General features: G+C 41.2%; 11 protein-coding genes. 2 read left to right on the top strand and 9 right to left on the bottom strand.

From position 1 onward, the window contains the following. Positions 1-4 precede the first annotated feature (4 nt). The 4 genes from BLW31_RS06850 to BLW31_RS06835 all read right to left on the bottom strand — a co-directional run bounded on the left by BLW31_RS06850 (position 5) and on the right by BLW31_RS06835 (position 3702). Entirely contained in the window at positions 5-514 is a 510-nt protein-coding gene (locus BLW31_RS06850; protein ID WP_010537521.1) for an RNA polymerase sigma factor, read from the bottom strand. 69 nt (positions 515-583) lie between these two features. Then, positions 584-1486, bottom strand: a complete 903-nt coding sequence (locus BLW31_RS06845) for a vitamin B12 dependent-methionine synthase activation domain-containing protein (RefSeq protein ID WP_010537522.1) — start codon at positions 1484-1486, stop codon at positions 584-586. Positions 1487-1621: 135 nt separating this feature from the next. Next, entirely contained in the window at positions 1622-2962 is a 1341-nt protein-coding gene (locus BLW31_RS06840; RefSeq protein ID WP_010537523.1) for a dihydroorotase, read from the bottom strand. After that, the gene (locus BLW31_RS06835; protein WP_010537524.1) at positions 2959-3702 is read right to left on the bottom strand and encodes a polyprenol monophosphomannose synthase; all 744 of its coding nucleotides are present in this window, start codon (positions 3700-3702) and stop codon (positions 2959-2961) included. Before BLW31_RS06835 ends, BLW31_RS06840 begins: the two co-directional genes overlap by 4 nt. A 171-nt stretch (positions 3703-3873) precedes the next feature. Between BLW31_RS06835 and mfd the strand changes: the two genes are divergently transcribed. Together mfd and BLW31_RS06825 are read left to right on the top strand one after the other, a co-directional pair. Next, entirely contained in the window at positions 3874-7245 is a 3372-nt protein-coding gene (gene mfd, locus BLW31_RS06830; protein ID WP_010537525.1) for a transcription-repair coupling factor, read from the top strand. A 131-nt stretch (positions 7246-7376) separates the two neighbouring features. Further along, entirely contained in the window at positions 7377-8177 is an 801-nt protein-coding gene (locus BLW31_RS06825) for a hypothetical protein (protein WP_233424545.1), read from the top strand. A 465-nt stretch (positions 8178-8642) separates the two neighbouring features. On the opposite strand, the gene BLW31_RS06820 is transcribed toward BLW31_RS06825, so the two are convergent. From BLW31_RS06820 to BLW31_RS06795, 5 genes are all read right to left on the bottom strand, one after another. Then, entirely contained in the window at positions 8643-10502 is a 1860-nt protein-coding gene (locus BLW31_RS06820; protein ID WP_010537527.1) for a YgiQ family radical SAM protein, read from the bottom strand. A 106-nt stretch (positions 10503-10608) separates the two neighbouring features. Further along, positions 10609-10833, bottom strand: a complete 225-nt coding sequence (locus tag BLW31_RS06815; RefSeq protein ID WP_010537528.1) for a sulfurtransferase TusA family protein — start codon at positions 10831-10833, stop codon at positions 10609-10611. Continuing rightward, a complete protein-coding gene (locus BLW31_RS06810) occupies positions 10833-11150 on the bottom strand; it encodes a DUF8442 family protein (protein ID WP_008760554.1) in 318 nt (105 codons plus the stop codon). The genes BLW31_RS06815 and BLW31_RS06810 overlap by 1 nt, the downstream gene beginning before the upstream one ends. A 572-nt stretch (positions 11151-11722) precedes the next feature. After that, positions 11723-12631: a hypothetical protein gene (locus tag BLW31_RS06805; protein WP_010537529.1), complete on the bottom strand. Its 909-nt coding sequence runs from the start codon at positions 12629-12631 to the stop codon at positions 11723-11725. Between the two features lie 810 nt (positions 12632-13441). Continuing rightward, positions 13442-16354, bottom strand: a complete 2913-nt coding sequence (locus BLW31_RS06795) for a golvesin C-terminal-like domain-containing protein (RefSeq protein ID WP_010537531.1) — start codon at positions 16352-16354, stop codon at positions 13442-13444. Positions 16355-16525 lie beyond the last annotated feature (171 nt).

The following is a 16525-nucleotide window of genomic DNA, read 5'->3' as shown; positions in this document are numbered from 1 at the left end:
ATGATTACTCCTTTTTCATTTTTTTTAGTTTGTCTTTGATACGGCTCAGTTTGGTAGCTACATTTGTTACCGTTAGTCCGGTGATTTCTGCAATGTCTTCATAACTTTTGTCTTCAAGATAAAGCAGAATGATTGATTTGTCGAGTTGTCCCAGCTGATTAATCATTTGATAAAGTTGCCTCAGCATTTCGTGGATCGGATCATGTTCTTCTATTACCCAGTCAGTTTCGTAGGTGAGAGTAACGATTTCCGGTACATTCTTTTCTTTGCGGAAAAAGCTGATACACGTATTCAGGGCAATACGGTAAATCCATGTGGATATTTTGCATTCTTTCCTGAACTTGGGGTAGGCTTTCCAGAGGTTAAGTATCACATCCTGGTAAAGATCATTGAGCGGGGCGTTAGGGTTAGTGTATAAGTAGCATACCTTGTAAATCACCCGCTCATATTCGCGGATGACCGATAAGAACTCCTGCTCAATGGGATTAGTTGCCTCTGTTGTTCGTTCTCTCATGAATTAAATGGGTTACTTTTCTGGTTAGTTAGTCGTGTGAAAAGGAGAAAAATCACAAGTAAACGAAATTTATTGCAGATTGGCAGCCAGGAATTTTCGCATTTCCTCCATACTTTTTCCCCGGCGACGGGCATAATCTTCCAGTTGGTCTTCACCTATCTTTCCGACAGAAAAGTATTCGGAAGCCGGATGGGCGAACATAAGCCCGCAAACGGAAGCATGTGGGTACATGGCGCCATTTTCAGTCAGCGTGATTCCTATCTGTTTCATATCCAGCAGTTCATCCAACAAGAAATTGATGGATTGGTCGGGGAGGGATGGGTAGCCTACTGCAGGGCGAATTCCTTGGTATTTTTCAACCAATAAATCGGACATGGACAGGCTTTCATCTTTGGCATATCCCCATGCTTCTTTGCGTACATACTCATGCATTTTCTCCGTAGCGGCTTCTGCCAAACGGTCGGAAAGGGTTTGGACAAGTAAATGCTTGTAAGGGTCCTGCTGATACAGACCTTCCATATCTGCATCAATGGAAGAGGCAAAGGCGCCTATTGTGTCCGGAATGCCGGAAGAGAGTGGGCGGATAAAGTCGCTCAGGCAAAGGAACGGACTGCCGTCCCGTTTGGGTGTCTGCTGGCGGAGCAAAGGGAAAATAATGGATTGATTGGTCCCTTTCTCAATCACCAGATTATCTCCGTCCGAATTTGCCTTGCAGAGCTTGAAGATCGTTTTTACTTCATAATCCTTGTCAAGCGAATCCAGCATCCGGTTGGCCTCTTTAAACAGTTGCATAGCCTCAGAAGCTTTGCTGCGGTCTTCTTCCGGGAAAGTGGTCAGCCATGAGGCGCGGCAAACGTCACATCCGTGAATATTGGCGATGGCTGCAAAACGAGGTTGGAATCCCCATGCATGGAAAAAGTAAATCCAATTAATATAGGGGGCAACATTATGTATCTTATAAGATAAAATCATATCATAAGTATGTGATGAATAAAAACTAGGCACGGATGACACGGATTTCACGGTTTGAAGAAATTAGGCTATTAAAAAACGCGTTGATCCGTGTCATCCGTGCCTGAAATTACATATATAACGTTGACTTGTTATTTACCGTTTGAAAAACAATTCTTGTCCACGGTAATTCTCGTCAATGGTTCCGTTATCATATAACAGGTGACCGTTCGCAAATGTTTTTTCTACTTTCCAGTTGAATGTATGGCCTTCCAGCGGGCTCCATTTACATTTGCTCAGGATGCAGTCTGTAGTAACAGTCCACTCACTGTCGGGACGGACTAGAACCAAATCTGCCTGATACCCTTTCCGGATAAATCCACGATTTTGTATCTCATACATTTGTGCGGGGGCATGCGACATTTTTTCTACTACCTTTTCGATACTAAAAGCACCCTTATCTACCAATTCGAGCATGCTGACTAAGGAGAATTGTATAGTTGGCATTCCGGACATGGCCTTTAATGCTCCTCCTTCTTTCTCGCTTAGTAAATGTGGGGCGTGGTCGGTTGCAATAGCGTCAATCAGACCGCTATTGACTGCTTCCTGCAAAGCCTTCCGGTCTTCTGCTGTTTTGATGGCGGGATTACATTTGATTCGTGCGCCCAAAGTCTGATAGTCCTCTTCGGTAAAGATTAAATGAGAAACACAGGCTTCAGCGGTAATACGCTTTTCTGCCAAAGGAGCCTTAGAAAATAAACTCAGTTCTTTGGCAGTAGAGATGTGCATGATATGCAGACGTGCGTTGGTCTCGCGTGCCAGTTGCACTGCTAGTGCAGAAGAACGATAACATGCTTCTTCCGAACGGATGATCGGATGAAGTGCCAGAGGGACATCATCACCATATTCTTTTTTATATTTATCCGTATTTTCTTTAATGATTCCCTGATCCTCGCAATGCGCTGCAATCAGTAAGTCTGTACCTCCGAAGATATTTCGCAGACTTGCCATCCGGTCTACCAGCATATTTCCTGTGCTGGAACCCATAAATAACTTCACACCACATACCCGGCTTTTATTCAATTGGCTGAATAATGGATAGTTATTGTTGGTCGCTCCGAAGTAGCAGGAGAAATTGACTGATGATTTTTCTGCCAATAAAGCCAGCTTTTCGTCCAGTGCTTCCAGAGTTGTGGTCTGTGGATTCGTGTTCGGCATGTCCATTATCGAAGTAACTCCTCCGGCTGCCGCAGCATGACTTTCCGTAGTGATATCTGCTTTATGGGTCAATCCCGGATCACGGAAATGCACGTGTTCGTCAATAGCTCCCGGCAGAAGATAGCAGCCGGACGCGTCAATCGTTTCGTCACAAGGCATAGCAACTGTTTGTCCGTTAACTAAGATTTCGGCAATCTTTTCACCTTCAATAACAACACTTCCGGGAACTTTTCTTCCTTCGTTGACAATTACGGCGTTTTCTATCAGTATACGTTTCATTTCTTTTGCGGGAATTTATGGAACCAACTATTTATTTTTAACTTGATCACTCCGAATATGGCTTCCCCGAAGATGCTGCTATTCATCTTGGAGGTCCCCAGTTCGCGATTAATAAAGATGACGGGAACTTCTATGATCTTGAATCCGCATTTATATGCTGTGAATTTCATTTCGATCTGAAAAGCATATCCTTTGAAACGGACATGATCCAAATCTATCGTTTCCAGTACCTGACGGCGATAACATACAAATCCGGCAGTCGTATCATGTACCGGAATGCCGGTAATGAAGCGGACATACTTGGATGCAAAATAGGACATCAACACCCGGCCCATCGGCCAGTTGACCACATTCACACCACTTACATAACGGGAGCCGACGGATACATCCCCTCCTTCTTCTGCGCAAGCTGCATACAAACGGGGCAAATCATTCGGATTGTGGCTGAAATCGGCATCCATCTCGAAGATATATTCGTAGGCGTGCTCCAATGCCCATTTGAATCCTGCAATGTAGGCAGTGCCCAGTCCTAATTTTCCTTTACGTTCGATCATAAAGAGACGTTCGGGAAATTCCTGTTGCAACGTTTTCACGATGCTTGCGGTGCCGTCCGGAGATCCATCTTCTATTACCAGAATATGGAATACCTTGTCTAATCCGAAAACGGCACGGATAATATTTTCTATATTCTCCCGTTCATTATAGGTCGGGATAATAACGATGCTATCTGATAATTGCATAGAAGTCCTATTTTTAAGACAAATGTAGCGCTTTTCCTTTAGTTATGAATAAAACTAAGGATTATTTAGTACTTTTGTGGCGGAATTTACACCATTATTACACTGGTTGACACAAGCAGTTTCTGTTTTGTGTGAATCCGTGCAATTGGTGGTGAATTAATGTGGATATTTATGACGATAACCGAGCTACAACAACGATATGCCGCTCATCCTAATACTGCAGTCATGGAGCGACTGTTGAAGGATGTGTCTGTTCAAACTATTTTTTGCGGGGGGCTGTGTGCTTCTTCCGCTTCCTTATTTTCTTCCGTATTGGTGAAACAGGATGTGTGTCCATTTGTCTTTGTGCTTGGCGATCTGGAGGAAGCGGGATATTTCTATCATGACCTGACGCAAATACTGGGAACCGAGAAAGTGCTTTTCTTTCCTTCTTCATTCCGCCGTTCCATTAAATACGGCCAAAAGGATGCAGCTAACGAAATATTGCGTACAGAGGTGCTGAGCCGTTTGCAGAAAGGAGAAGAAGGTTTGTGTATTGTTACCTATCCGGATGCGTTGGCAGAAAAAGTGGTATCACGCAAAGAATTGAGTGACAAAACATTGAAACTGAATGTTGGCGAGAAGCTGGATACGACTTTTATCACAGACGTATTGCATAGTTACGGTTTTGAATATGTAGATTATGTGTACGAGCCCGGACAATATGCTGTTCGGGGCAGTATTATTGATGTCTTTTCTTTTGCCTCGGAATATCCTTACCGTATTGACTTTTTCGGAGATGAAGTAGAAAGTATCCGTACATTTGAAGTAGAGTCGCAGTTGTCCCGTGAGAAAAAGAAGGGAGTAGCTATTGTTCCTGATCTGGCTGTGACCGGAGAGGTAACAACCTCTTTTCTTGATTTTATTCCAAAGGAAACTATTTTGGCTATGCGTGATTTCCTTTGGTTGCGCGAGCGTATTCAAGTAGTACATGATGAGGCTTTGACTCCACAGGCTATTGCCGTGCAGGAAGCTGAGGAAAATGGTGGTATCACGTTGGAAGGTAAACTGATAGACGGCAGTGAATTTACAGTGCGCGCCCTTGATTTTCGTCGGATGGAGTTTGGAAATAAGCCAACCGGTACACCGGATGCCAGCATTACTTTCAGCACCGCCGTACAGCCTATTTTTCATAAAAACTTTGATTTGGTAGCCGGTTCTTTCAAAGACTATCTGGAGCAGGGATATTCGCTTTATATCTGTAGTGACAGCACTAAACAGACCGACCGTATCAAGGCAATCTTTGAAGATAGGGGAGATAAGATTCAGTTTACTCCGGTAGAACGTACGATACATGAAGGTTTTGTGGATCATACGCTGCATCTTTGTGTTTTTACGGATCATCAGCTGTTCGACCGTTTTCATAAGTATAACTTGAAAAGTGATAAGGCTCGTTCGGGCAAAGTAGCTCTGTCTCTCAAAGAGTTGAATCAGTTTACTCCGGGTGACTATGTGGTTCATACAGATCATGGTATCGGTCGGTTTTCCGGTTTGGTACGCATTCCGAATGGAGATACTACGCAAGAAGTGTTGAAGCTTGTCTTTCAGAATGAGGATGTCGTATTCGTTTCCATTCATTCTTTGCACAAAGTTTCGAAATATAAAGGAAAGGACGGGGAAGCTCCGCGATTGAACAAACTGGGTACGGGTGCATGGGAGAAACTGAAAGACCGTACAAAGGCTAAAATTAAGGATATTGCCCGTGACCTTATTAAATTGTATTCGCAGCGCCGTCAGGAAAAAGGCTTTTCTTATAGTCCCGACAGTTTTTTGCAGCGTGAGCTGGAAGCCTCTTTCATTTATGAAGACACTCCCGATCAAAGCAAGGCAACTATGGATGTAAAGGCAGATATGGAAAGTGAACGTCCGATGGATCGTCTGGTATGCGGAGATGTTGGCTTTGGGAAGACGGAAGTAGCTATTCGTGCAGCTTTCAAAGCCGTAGCCGATAATAAGCAGGTAGCTGTTTTAGTGCCGACAACCGTTCTTGCCTATCAGCATTTCCAGACATTCCGCGAACGTTTGAAGAATTTGCCCTGTAGGGTGGAATATTTGAGTCGTGCCCGTACGGCAGCTCAATCCAAAGCCGTATTGAAAGGACTGAGGGAAGGAGAAGTCAATATTCTTATCGGAACTCATCGTATTCTGGGGAAAGATGTTCAGTTTAAGGATTTAGGCTTACTGATTATTGATGAAGAGCAGAAATTCGGTGTTTCCGTTAAGGAGAAACTACGGCAATTAAAGGTGAATGTTGATACATTGACTATGACGGCTACTCCAATTCCCCGTACACTTCAGTTCTCATTGATGGGAGCCCGTGACTTGAGTGTCATTTCTACGCCTCCGCCTAATCGCTATCCGATTCAAACGGAGGTACATACCTTCAATGAGGAAGTGATTACAGATGCGATTAATTTTGAGATGAGCCGTAACGGGCAGGTTTTCTTTGTCAATAACCGGATTGCGAACCTACCGGAACTTAAAGCAATGATCGAACGTCATATTCCCGATTGCCGTGTTGCTATCGGTCATGGACAGATGGAGCCCGCACAGTTGGAACAGATCATCTTTGATTTTGTCAATTATGACTATGACGTGCTTTTGGCGACTACAATTATAGAGAGTGGCATTGATATCCCGAATGCGAATACGATCATTATCAATCAGGCACAGAACTTTGGGTTGAGTGACCTTCATCAGATGCGTGGTCGGGTAGGGCGTAGTAATAAAAAGGCTTTCTGTTATCTGCTGGCTCCTCCGTTGAGCAGTCTGACAGCAGAAGGAAAACGGCGTTTGCAGGCGATCGAGAATTTTAGTGATTTGGGCAGTGGCATCCATATCGCTATGCAGGATTTGGATATACGTGGAGCCGGAAACCTGCTCGGAGCGGAGCAAAGTGGCTTTATCGCCGATTTGGGGTATGAAACGTACCAGAAAATACTTGCTGAGGCAGTCCATGAGCTGAGGAACGATGAGTTTGCTGAACTGTATGCGGATGAGATAAAGGGAGAAGGTCAGATTAGTGGAGAAGGATTCGTTGACGAATGTCAGATAGAAAGTGATCTTGAACTTCTGTTGCCGGCAACTTATGTGACGGGTAGCAGCGAGCGTATGTTGCTTTATCGCGAACTGGACGGGCTGACGCTGGATAAAGACGTGGATGATTTCCGTTTCCGGTTGGAAGACCGTTTCGGACCTGTTCCGCCGGAAACACAGGAATTGCTTCGCATCGTTCCCCTTCGTCGGTTGGCAACACGTCTGGGAGTGGAAAAAGTTTTTTTGAAGGGCGGGCGTATGACGCTATTCTTTGTTTCGAATGCAGATAGTCCATTCTATCAAAGTCAGGCGTTTGGTAAAATGATAGACTACATGATGAAATATACTCGTCGCTGTGACTTGCGTGAACAGAACGGAAGGCGGAGTATGTTGATTAAGGATGTGACCAATGTGGAAACTGCGGTTAGTGTGTTGCAAGAGATTGTGGCGTTGCCGGTGAAAGAATAAAGTGATTGTATATTGATAAATAATGAGAGTAATGTTTGTTTTTTATATTCAAAAATGCTTATCTTTGATTTGAAGACACAGATAAGAACAAAGAACAAATAAAAGCTATTTAAAATCTAAAAAGAATGAATATGAAAAACATGCTGTCATTAATTGTTGTATTATCGTCTTGGTTAGCGGTATATTCGCAAGGTAGTTATACAGAAATAGAGTTAAAACTGAAATGTGATTCTATCATAGAGGAAAGTAATACTTTATACAGATATGAAACTGCTGCCTGGAACTTTACTGATATGTTTCTTGCCAAACCGGAACTAATGGAAACAATACGAGGTGTCCTGACTTATCAACAGGGAGATACCATTAAATGCCTCGTTATCGACGATCAATCTCAATGCACTTACGAAGTTTCTTTCCTTAATGAATCAGCACCTTGTTCAGAAGTGACGACTTATCGAAGTCTGTCTGAATATGAGATGAATTTAATTAAGGTCAGAGAAAAAATACGGAGTGCATTTACGGATGAAAAAGAATATCCGATATATAGCTATAAAGACTATCCATTAAACTGGATTCTCATACCTTTTAAAGATGGTTACAAGTTTTATGCTATTTCAGGAACATCCAAAGGAGGGGTTATACCTTTCGGTAACGACTATTTATTTATTGCTGATAAAGAAGGAAAAATTCAATCGTGGAAGAAATTTCACTCCGGATTGCTTCCTGTAGAAGTAACAGAACAAATGCCAATGATCGCTTTTCCTATCCATTCACATCTGAAAAAGGAACCATTCATTTCTGCTACTGATATTTGTACATTCAGATTATATTATAACCAGACTGGAAGTACAAAATTTGCAGTATATTCACCGGCTCTTTCTATGTATTTCGTCTATGAAATAGCCACGAATACTATTCGACAAAAGATATAAATTTAGATTCGGCACCTTCATTCTGAAAAAAAGTCTTATGATTTATTCATCATGACTGAAAAGAGAATTAGAAAGTCATTAGTAAAAGTATGTCATATTAATAATTTGTATGAATATATTAGTGTTTGATACCATACCTCTGTAATACAGGATTTTCTATTTCTCTTTCTTGTACAACTCACTTCATAAATCAAGATTGAGTTTATAATAAACGGGTCCCAAGTTTATTATAAACTCTATTGGGCGATTTTCTTTAAAAATAGAGGAATAAATTAAACAAAAAGGGGCGAAATCTTTGCAGACTTCACCCCATTCCTATTTCTTATCATGCACTCATACGCATGTAAACTATATCTTTATCTCTTTATTTTTGTACATTCCATACTTTTAATTCCTTATTCATTTCTACAAATATACGAAATTTAAAAGGGAAAGTCAATAGGGAGTCTATTTTAAAGTTCTCGTTTACTTCTTCTTCCCGTACAACTTATCTACCAGATCCTGCCGTCCGATACGCCTCAACTCGTTCAGAATATTCTTCCGTTCTTCCGGTTTATACCAGAAGAAGAATTGTCGTTGAGCCAGTTTTTCCCGTTGAGTTTTGGCGCTGAATACAGGTTCTAATGTATATGGATGGAATCCGGTATACCATGCTTCGGTGGCTACGGTCATCGGAGTAGGGGTAAAGTCCTGTACTTGCTCCAGATGAAAGTCCAGTCGTTTGGTGATGACAGCCAGTTCCGCCATATCTTCTTCTTTGCAGCCGGGGTGTGAAGAGATAAAGTACGGTATGAGCTGTTGACGTAGATTCTCTTCCCGGTTGATACGGTCGAATATTTTTTTGAAAGTTTCAAACAGATCGAAAGATGGTTTACGCATAATGGATAAAACTCGGTCGCTGGTGTGTTCAGGCGCGACTTTCAATCGGCCACTTACATGATTGACGATCAATTCACGGGTATATTCGTTGGTACTGCGGTTGATGGCAGCATCTTTGCTTTGGTGCAGCAATAAATCGTAACGCACCCCACTACCGATAAATGATTTTTTTATGCCGGGCAAGGCATCTACGGCCTTGTATATATCCAGCAAGGGACGATGGTCCGAGTTTAGGTTCGGACATACTTTAGGATGGATACAGGATGGACGCTTGCACTTTTTACAGATCGATTCGTCTTTTCCCTTCATCTGATACATGTTAGCGGACGGACCGCCCAAATCGCTCAAGTATCCCTTAAAATCGGGTAGCTGTATTACTTCTTTCACCTCATTCAGAATCGATTTCTTGCTGCGGCTGACGATAAACTTTCCCTGATGCGCAGAGATTGTACAGAATGCACATCCTCCGAAACATCCCCGATGAAGATTGATGGAAAACTTAATCATATCATATGCGGGAATCCGTTTGCCTTTGTATTTGGGATGAGGCAGACGGGTGTAAGGCAAATCAAATGCATGGTCGAGTTCTTCCTGACTCATCGGAGGATAAGGCGGGTTTACCACTACGATTTTATTATCTACTGCCTGAGTGATACGGGAAGCAGCATATTTATTCGATTCTTCTTCAATGTGACGAAAATTGCTGGCTTGCTTTTTTTTATCAGCCAGACACTCTTCATGTGAATAGAGCTGGATGTCATCCTCAGCGGGTGTCCACTCGGATGCACGACTGAGATATGCTATTTGTGGTATGCCTGCAGCTATTTTTTTAAGCTCATTACCGGTTAATGGTGATTCTTTTGTGGAAAGTTGATTTTTCATTTGCTGAACCAATTCCACAATCGGTTTTTCTCCCATACCGTATATCAGCATATCGGCACCGCTATCACACAATATGCTCTTTTGTACTTTGTCTTGCCAATAATCATAATGACTCAGGCGTCTCATGCTGGCTTCTATACTTCCCAGCACAACGGGTACATCCGGATAAAGCTTCTTCAGTATCTGACTATATACGATAGAAGGATATTCGGGGCGCATATCCGGGCGACCGTCCGGTGTATATGCATCCTCGCTGCGCAGACGTTTATTGGCTGTGTATTTGTTTACCATCGAATCCATGCATCCGGCAGAGATTCCGAAGAATAACCGGGGACGTCCGAGTTTCTTGAAGTCGCGTAGGTCATCACGCCAGTTGGGTTGGGGGATGATAGCAACTTTCAAGCCTTCCGCCTCGAGGATTCTCCCGATAACGGCAGGTCCGAAGGAGGGGTGGTCCACGTATGCATCTCCACTGAAGAGAATGACATCCAGCTCATTCCATCCGCGGAGTTCCACTTCTTTCTTGGTGGTAGGTAACCAGTCGGTCAATCGATATTCTTTCATGCCGCAAAGATACGGATAATAAAAAACATCCCAATGATTTTTTTATTCATTGGGATGTTTAACCGTAATCATTTAGATGTTTTTTCAAAAGACGCTACATCTTTTTTCAAAACTTCTCATTGATTGTAAATTGCAATGTCATTTGCTCTCCGTCATAAATCTCACGAAAACCGATGCTTTGCTCGGAAAGATATTCCTTTAAATCTTGGAAAGCATCTGCATGATTCATGATAATTTCGAGCGTTTCACCGAAAGGAGCCTCACATATAGCTTTGATTGCAGGAATCAAAGGATTATAAGCGGTTGTTCCACAGGTATCTACCGTAATCATTATTCTTCCTCCTCTTCCGCATCCTGAGTAGAAAGCCAGGTGAGATAGAGTTTGATGAGCTGCTGCAGACCGAATGCCTTCATGTTATTGTGATAAATAACATCGATGCAAAGATCCAGCAGTTCTTTGCTGTCTTCCTCCTGACTGGCAATCAGGGAACGGATATTTAGTTTCAGTTTATCCAATACGGGTTCGTCTACAATTCCGGTACTATCGATAAGATGACGGAACAAGGCATATTTTTCGATTGTTTTCAGATTTTCGCTGGACACCTCTATGCTGCGTGTACCGCTAGGGTTTGCTTGTATAGTATACATTGTTTTTTAGTTTTAAGGGTTATTACTAGGAGCAAAGATAGAATTTAAAATGAAAAACGAATTAAAAAAGCCCGGATATTTTCATCCGGGCTTTGAATCTTTATTTAATATCAATGGACAATGTCTTTAAAGAACCGTCCCAATTATATTTACGTTGATTAGTCCATTTCTCAATCCTCCGTTTGTCATTTTAACTCCGTTGAATACCAAATAATATTTTCCCGGTAGCAAATTTATTTCTCCATTAAACATGCTGTGAAACAGAACTCTCTTCACCTGAATTATCACTTACCATTAATAAAACATCGGATTTCTCTTCTGTCCATTGAAGTCTAACTGTAAATGAATTAGTTTTCGCAGGGCATGTCTTATTAATCATGTTACTTCAACTTCCATCAGTAAGTTTTAAAAAAAGCAGCTGACGGTAATGTAGTCAGATGAAAAGACTTTGACTTGGTTGTAGTAACATCAAATTTTATCTGATAATCATATTCATATCTGGATTTTGGTTTTAATTCTCCGGTTATACTAGCTATTTTCATAATTTAATAGATATATGGTTTAACAATGTATTATTTCTTAAGTAGTTCAGACAAATCTAATTTTATAATAGTTTCTTGTCCTCTTTGTACTTTGACAGGATAAACGCCTAAGTCTGTAGATTTACCATTATCATCGATCCATCTGACCATATAATTAGAAGTGAAAGAATAGTCGTCAGGCATTTCTCTATTACCATTTCCCCAAAACCTTAGTGAATAAATAAAGTTTGTATTCATTTTATTAGGTGTAAGAGTATAAATCAAGGGTTCATTATAATCTGTTTCTGATCGGCTGATTGGAATTTCGAAATCAGTTAGAAACTGAAACTCTAGTTGCCCATGGAGCAAACTCTTAGCTTCCAATTTTATATTCCCAAACATACTCTTCATGTCAATGTCAACGGTATTGTCTGTTTCTGCTAAATAGTCAGATAAGTAACCTGTATATATTTTGTAATAATACGATATTATAGGATTGTTGAATTTCCAGAAATGAACCTCTTTGTGATAATAGAATTCATTGTTTAAAGGACAAGCTTCACCAGCACTAATTCCTAAATTTTCAACTAATCGGCGGAATATATCTATATAATCTCCATACAAATGGTCATAGCATAATTCTTTTCCATTAGGTACTACCATTACTCGAAAGAGATATTTCTTACCTTTTTGTAATTTGACTTTAGCCAGACTTAAGTCATCAAATAGTCCATAAGCATATGGTGTTTCATCCATATCTGCATAAAGAACATCTATGCCATATAAATCTCGTTTTTCGTTATTTGGTGCTGATGAAGATAAAAGAATATCGGGTAGTTCTCCCTTTAATTGGAAAGTGGTTTCCACATATATTTCTTCTATTGAAGAAGTATTGTCTTCTTTGCAGCTGGATTGCAAAAAAATGAACAGGAATATCAAATAAGGAATAGCGTGTTTCATAGCTTAATTGTGCGTTAAATATTGTTCATGTGCAATGATGTTAATTTAATAAGAACTGTATCTTATTTTATAATAATACAGTTTAAGAGCAATATCTACTAAGCAGAAACAATGTTTTTTAGAAACTATTTTTATTTTTAATAAAAGACTGAAGAGGAACTGCTTATTTGTAAACCAAATCTCATATTTAATATTTTATACAATAAACCCTAGTTCCAATAGCTGTTTCAACCGTTGAAACCATTTGTTTCATGCCTTGAAACTAGAAGTTTCATTGCTTGAAACCATTTGTTCCAAAGTATGAAACTAAAAGTTTCAAGCGGTTGAAACTCCTTGAGGATACGGTAGGTTTGATTGACTTGACTATACGATTTGATTGGCTTGACCGTATCAGTTGTTTCAATCAACCTGTCTTTTGAAAAGCATTGAATCATTTATGAATCAATAATGCATGAATTATTAGGCATTACTACCTGATTTTTCAATTATTAATAGCTGAAGTGTCAGCCCTTAATAATTGTCGCATCAGATGTTAACATCCTGTAAATCAGATAATGATATTCTAAAATAATCGATTGTTCTATGTGATAAAGTGAGAGCAACCACTTGCTCTCATACTTGCCATCACACTTGCTACCACACCTTAAACAGCGATGAATAAAGAGATGCAGAAGAATAGTTAGAGCATGAGAGCAAAACAGCTATCCAATTACTATGGAGCCAATTCTATTTCCTTTCGGAAATGAACAAAAATCAACTACTGATTCGCTTTAATTATAATTTCATATATTCAGTCTTGCGAAATGGATATTATTTCTGAGTAAAGAAACCTAGTATGCCTGCCATAATGCTGGCACGGTCTGTTTCCGATTGGATGCTTTCGAAAGGAAAGCCAAGTACGAAAGTACGATAGTCCGCTCCTTTGTATGCAATGCCTGCCGGCTGATTACCGCGTGCATAAGTGAATACAGGAAATGCGGGAGCTACCGGAACAATACAATCCGGTGCTGTTACAGCATAACTGTTCTCATTGGGCAGGCGGGGAATCGCAATACTGCGGCCTAATCCGTTGATCTGACCGGAAGTCTTGTCTGTCAGGCTATTCTGATAACCGTATTTCAGAACTTTCTCTGTAAACTCCCGGTTCCCTTGTGTTCCGCTCATGTCACTTCCCACATATGCACCGCTGACAAACAGATTACCGCCTGATTGGCAGTAACTTGTAATCAGTCTTTGCATCGGTGAAGAGAAGGTTTTGTAATAAGCTTTGGTTGCAGGATCTTCCTTCTCAAGTCCCAGTATATAGTCTACAATCGGGTAGTCTTCCAAAGTGACGATTCCATTCTCCACCGCTTCGTCACTGCACGAAACAAAACTGTATTTTCCTGCAGCCTGAATCGCTTTTCCATGAATGAAAGAATAGTCAAACGTATTCCCTGCTATCTCCATTCCTTCCAGTTCATTGCCACTGTGTCCCAGACTGCCTTCTCCTTCTTTGCCGGCTTGTGTACGGTTGAATCCGCTTTGTACCCCACAAAAAGAGATATTTGATAAATACGGTACTCCCGGATCTTGTTCCAGATCAAATCCGGCTCTGTCCGGGGTATTAATGACAGCCGGGCCACTGATTCTGTCGAATCCATTGACAATCAATATTCTTTCACGCTCACGTTTTGCCTTATAAGCCGAAAGAATTTCAGAAGGGAAGCTTTCTCCTCCCCGGTTTACGGCTGTTACTTTGAATGAATAGACTAATCCTGGTTCTACTTTTACACTATAATAGGGCTTACTGACCAGAGTCCCGTTGTCAAAGCCTCCGTAACCGATACGTGTATATACAATATATTCCCGTGGACGGGCTGTCGGTTCCAAAGGATCATCTTCTCCTTTCCAGGTAAGCTCCAGTGTATTTTTCTTTTTCCCGAAATGGATAGCGAAGTTGCTGACCGGCAGGGGCTGTACTATATAATCTTTACCATGCTGGCTATTCATAAACTGTAGGATACCTTTGTAGATGGCACGTCCTACGGTAAATTTGAAATTCGGATCATGTCCGAGCTGCATATCCGCAAAGTTCTGATGAGAGAGCAATTCGATAATAGTGGAAGGGATAGCGGGAAGTCGTGTTTCACTGTAGTTCCGGTTCCACATACTACGGCGTGTCCATGGTGATTGGTAGTTTAAACGAATGTCTTTCTGAATTTGGGTCAGCAGGATATCTGCAAGGTCGCGTGAAGCATATCTGTCTATTCCCGAATTTAGTTTGCCATTATTAAAATCGGTAGTATAAATGCCGAGCGAACCGATGATTTCATCATTCTTACTGCATCCTGCGTCACTGTGAAGTGCCATAGTCATTTCCAAAGGTACACCCAGCCCCGGTTGATTGGGGTTATAGACAGAGCTTCCGGACAAATAGTTGATTGTATTGGAGCGTGTATTGATATCGTCTGTATAGTCATTTTCTCCTTTACGTCCGGCATATACATCATAAGGCATTCCGTTCCATTGGGATGAATACCGTGCTCCTTCCAGATAACGAGGTAGTCCGCTTATTTTTCCTCCGCGTGAAATATTGCCCATTCCGCCTCCGAAACGTACAGCGTCTGCACATACTACGCCATGTTCGCTACTTTCATTGCTGAGTACGACCATGCCGTAGTCATTATTTCCTTTGTCAAACTCAAAAGTTCCGAGATATACCCAAGTGCCTCCGCCTATTTGCTGGTTGACTTTAAACTCAGTGACGCCTCCATTATGAAAAACAAGGTATTTGGCATCACTCACACTATTGGGTAATGTCTGGTAAGATACATAAACCGCATATTTTCCGGTTGCCGGCAGGGTAGGTACCCATTCGGCAAATGCCTGATCTTTGTTTTTCTTTTTTTTCTTTTCTGTCTGAATATATCGGCTGGTACCGTCTATGAAAGGATTTTCCCCATCCTTGTAAATTGCTTTTTTCTGAGTGAATCCCTTCACGGAAGTAGTTGCCCAACGTGCCTTTTTACTGTTTACTTCCAGATAGAGGGAGGCATTCGGAGTATCGTTGTCAACGATGATTTCATTTTTTTGTGTATCCCGTTCGCGAGGAGTATAAACAATGGCGCCTGCATTTTCCAACATTGGAATGACGTATGGAAGAATAAAAGATTGAGTGAACATGTCTTCTGTTGTACAGAACAATCGGGGGCGTTGCCATCCCCATTCGCCTTTATCATTCTTGTAATAAATCCCATGACTTTGCCAAAGAGCGATGTGTCGGTCTTGCAATCCACGGGATATTTCGTTAGGACGGGAAATCTTTTTCACCCATGGAGCACCTTTGTATTCTATGTTCAAAGACATACGTTCCTTATCTTTTTTCTTGCTCCTGTACAAGTTGGGAACTAAGTCTTCGATAGGCTTTCCATCTGCATAAATGGTGATCTGAAAATAATTCACCGGACCGGGGAGGAGTTCCTTCATCTGATTGTAGATCGTTTCTACTGTTTCTGGCAGAAATGGCTGGTAAGCGAAACTTTCTGAAGCATAAATCTGAATTGTCCTGCGGTCATAATCAATATCGAAACTGTTCAGTTTAGGTGTACTGATTTTGGCTGTTGCTGTATATTTGGCAAAGTAATCCGTTAAACGCTCTTTTATATTTCTCTCAATATCCTGAGCGAAGAGAAGGTTGATGCCCATTGTCAGGCACAGAAGAAAGACTATTATTTTTTTCATCGTTCCACTCTTTAGGTTTTTATCCTATGAATAAGGTGCTTTTTATTTATCTGCCACTTTCCCCCTTTGATAATACTTCTAAGTTCATGATATATTGTGGCAAAATCTCCTGCAAAAATAAACAAAAAAAGAGTGGGAAGTATCGAACTGCCCACTCTTCTTTGATTGTTT

The sequence above is a fragment of the Bacteroides faecis MAJ27 genome (assembly GCF_900106755.1).
Lineage (GTDB): Bacteria > Bacteroidota > Bacteroidia > Bacteroidales > Bacteroidaceae > Bacteroides > Bacteroides faecis.
Note: the sequence above shows the minus strand (reverse complement) of the source record. Positions and strands in the feature narration are given on the sequence as shown.

Coding starts and splice junctions, on each gene's coding strand:
- mfd (WP_010537525.1), top strand. CDS start 3,874: ATGACGATAACCGAGCTACAACAACGATATGCCGCTCATCCTAATACT.
- BLW31_RS06805 (WP_010537529.1), bottom strand. CDS start 12,631: ATGAAACACGCTATTCCTTATTTGATATTCCTGTTCATTTTTTTGCAA.
- BLW31_RS06850 (WP_010537521.1), bottom strand. CDS start 514: ATGAGAGAACGAACAACAGAGGCAACTAATCCCATTGAGCAGGAGTTC.
- BLW31_RS06825 (WP_233424545.1), top strand. CDS start 7,377: ATGAAAAACATGCTGTCATTAATTGTTGTATTATCGTCTTGGTTAGCG.
- BLW31_RS06845 (WP_010537522.1), bottom strand. CDS start 1,486: ATGATTTTATCTTATAAGATACATAATGTTGCCCCCTATATTAATTGG.
- BLW31_RS06810 (WP_008760554.1), bottom strand. CDS start 11,150: ATGTATACTATACAAGCAAACCCTAGCGGTACACGCAGCATAGAGGTG.
- BLW31_RS06815 (WP_010537528.1), bottom strand. CDS start 10,833: ATGATTACGGTAGATACCTGTGGAACAACCGCTTATAATCCTTTGATT.
- BLW31_RS06840 (WP_010537523.1), bottom strand. CDS start 2,962: ATGAAACGTATACTGATAGAAAACGCCGTAATTGTCAACGAAGGAAGA.
- BLW31_RS06795 (WP_010537531.1), bottom strand. CDS start 16,354: ATGAAAAAAATAATAGTCTTTCTTCTGTGCCTGACAATGGGCATCAAC.
- BLW31_RS06820 (WP_010537527.1), bottom strand. CDS start 10,502: ATGAAAGAATATCGATTGACCGACTGGTTACCTACCACCAAGAAAGAA.
- BLW31_RS06835 (WP_010537524.1), bottom strand. CDS start 3,702: ATGCAATTATCAGATAGCATCGTTATTATCCCGACCTATAATGAACGG.